Source organism: Falsiroseomonas oryziterrae, from assembly GCF_021864505.1.
GTDB lineage: Bacteria > Pseudomonadota > Alphaproteobacteria > Acetobacterales > Acetobacteraceae > Falsiroseomonas > Falsiroseomonas oryziterrae.
Map to the genome: position 1 here is coordinate 1 of NZ_JAKJIB010000494.1, position 2,079 is coordinate 2,079.

3 protein-coding genes and 1 pseudogene are annotated in these 2,079 nt (G+C 74.9%); 1 reads left to right on the top strand and 3 read right to left on the bottom strand.

Annotation, left to right across the window (positions count from 1 at the left end):
- Positions 1 to 237: pseudogene (locus L2I40_RS22350) on the bottom strand (ribonuclease HII); the annotation flags it as partial.
- Between the two features lie 76 nt (positions 238 to 313).
- On the opposite strand from L2I40_RS22350, the gene L2I40_RS22355 reads away from it, so the two are divergent.
- Positions 314 to 811 carry a cupin domain-containing protein gene (locus tag L2I40_RS22355; protein ID WP_237217522.1) on the top strand — a complete coding sequence of 166 codons (498 nt, stop codon included), beginning with the start codon at positions 314 to 316 and terminating at the stop codon, positions 809 to 811.
- 59 nt (positions 812 to 870) lie between these two features.
- Here L2I40_RS22355 and L2I40_RS22360 read toward each other — a convergent pair whose 3' ends face one another.
- Positions 871 to 1,641: a class I SAM-dependent methyltransferase gene (locus L2I40_RS22360; RefSeq protein WP_237217523.1), complete on the bottom strand. Its 771-nt coding sequence runs from the start codon at positions 1,639 to 1,641 to the stop codon at positions 871 to 873.
- The coding region (locus L2I40_RS22365) for a TIGR04282 family arsenosugar biosynthesis glycosyltransferase (RefSeq protein ID WP_237217525.1) at positions 1,638 to 2,079 on the bottom strand (442 nt) is incomplete at its 5' end. The genes L2I40_RS22360 and L2I40_RS22365, both read right to left, overlap by 4 nt.

Sequence of the window (2,079 nt, forward strand, 5' to 3'; positions counted from 1 at the left end):
GATGCCGGCCTCGAGCAGCCCGGCGCGCGCGGCGTCGCGCAGGGCGGCGAAGGCGGCCTCGCGCTGCGTCGCCTTCAGCTTCTTCGAATCGTCGAGCAGCCGGGCCAAGGCGTCGGGCGGCGGGGCGAGGAACAGCACGGCCGCCGCCAGCACGGGCCCGGCGAGCGGGCCGCGGCCGGCCTCGTCCAGCCCGGCGACCCTGCCGCCATGCTCCGATTCGAGGCGGTAGTCCGGCATGCGCCCTGGATAGCCGGGTGGCGGCAACCTGTCGCGCCGGGACCGCGTTGCCGCCGCGCGACACGGAGGACACGGCATGAACCCGGGAAAGCTGGCGCTGGCCGCGGAGGGCGTGCCGGCGGTGCCCTTCGCCATCCCCGGCGCGACCGGCGCGTTCCGCATCCAGCTGCTGAACCAGGACGCCGCGGCCGGGGTGGTGACCTCGATCATCCACCTGCCGCCAGGCGGCCGCATCCCGGCGCATCGCCACAGCGCGGGGTCGGAGATGCATTACGTGCTGGAGGGCGCGTTGATCGAGGGCGGGCGCGAATTCGGCCCCGGCAGTTTCCTGACGCACGGCGCCGGCCAGGTGCACGGCCCGCATGAGAGCCGGGGCGGGGCGAAGGTGCTGACCGTCCAGTCCTGGCAGTCGCGCGATGGCGACTACGATTTCGAGCCCGTCGAGGAGACGGAAGGCGCGCCGACCGCGGCAGGCTCGCGCGCCGACGCCGGCGAGATGCGGCCGTTGGACCAGCAGGCCCAGACCGAGGCCCGGCGGGACGAGGGCAAGCCGGAAGCGCGGGGATACTCCTGACGGGGTTCGGGCCTCCCCCCCCCCCGACCCTCCCCTGAACGGGGGAGGGAGAAGGGCGGTCAGCCTGGCTTGCGCCCCCAGATGGCGAAGACACGGTGCGGGATGCGCAGCGGCTCCTCCGGGAAGCGTGCATTCAGCAGCGCTGCGAGTTCGGCGTCGAAGCGCTCGACCGCGTCGTCGGCCAGCGTGCCGGCCACGCCGGCGGAGGCGCGGATGCGGCCGCGCCAGGCCTCGCGCGGATAGACCGCTTCGTGGTCGAAGCCGGCGAAGGCGATCTCGCCGAGGCCCGCGAGCCGCAGGTCGTCGGCCCAGGCCGGGTAGAAGCCGCTGCCGCGGCCCATGCGCCAGCGCGGATTGTGCGCCTCGATGAGGAACTCGGTCGCATGCGCGACGGTGCCGGGATGCGGCAGCCAGTCGTGATGGCAGATCAGCAGCGCGCCACCGGGCTTCAGCACGCGCCGCGCCTCGGCGGCGGCGAGCGCGCGGTCGAACCAGTGCCAGCATTGCGCGGCGACGACGAGGTCAAAGCCGTCGTCGGGCTGGCCGCTGCGCTCGGCGAAGCCTTCCTCGAAGCGGGCCGCGAGGCCTTCCTCCGCCGCGAGGCGCCGCGCCTCGACGATCTGGCCTGGCGCGACGTCGAGGCCGAGCACATCCGCGCCGCGCGCGGCGAGTGCGCGCGCCACGACGCCCGTGCCGGTACCGAGATCGAGCACGCGCATGCCCGGCGCGAAGAGGCCATGGTCCGCGATCATCTCGAAGAAGCGCGGCGGGAAGCCCTGGCGGTGGCGCGCATAGTCTGCGCTGGTGGCGGACCAGTCGGGATTGGTCATCGGGCTCGCTCCCGGATCACGCGCAGGTCGGCGGCGGTGTCCACGTCGCGCAGGGTCCGAAGCAGCGCGGTGCGCCGGCCCGCGAAATTCGCCAGCGTGTCGGCCAGCGCGTGCTCGCTGGACCAGCGCACGCGGGCGAAGGGCTTTGCCGGGCGGCGCGGGCCGAAGCCGACCAGCCAGTAGCCGCCATCCTCGGACGGGCCGAACACCGCATCCGCGCGGCCGAGTGCGCGGAATGCGTTCGCAAGGTCGCTGCGCGCGAGATGCGGGATGTCGCTGCCGACCAGAACCGCGCGCCGGTGCCATCCGAGCGCGCGTGCCATCCGCGCGCCGAGGTCGCCCCTGCCCTGCGCCCGCCGCGGCACGTCACGCGGCCAGCGCGAGCTGGCGTGGTCCGGCGTGACGGCGAGCACCGTGCGCCAGCGCCGATCCCGCGCG

Coding starts and splice junctions, on each gene's coding strand:
- L2I40_RS22355 (WP_237217522.1), top strand. CDS start 314: ATGAACCCGGGAAAGCTGGCGCTGGCCGCGGAGGGCGTGCCGGCGGTG.
- L2I40_RS22360 (WP_237217523.1), bottom strand. CDS start 1,641: ATGACCAATCCCGACTGGTCCGCCACCAGCGCAGACTATGCGCGCCAC.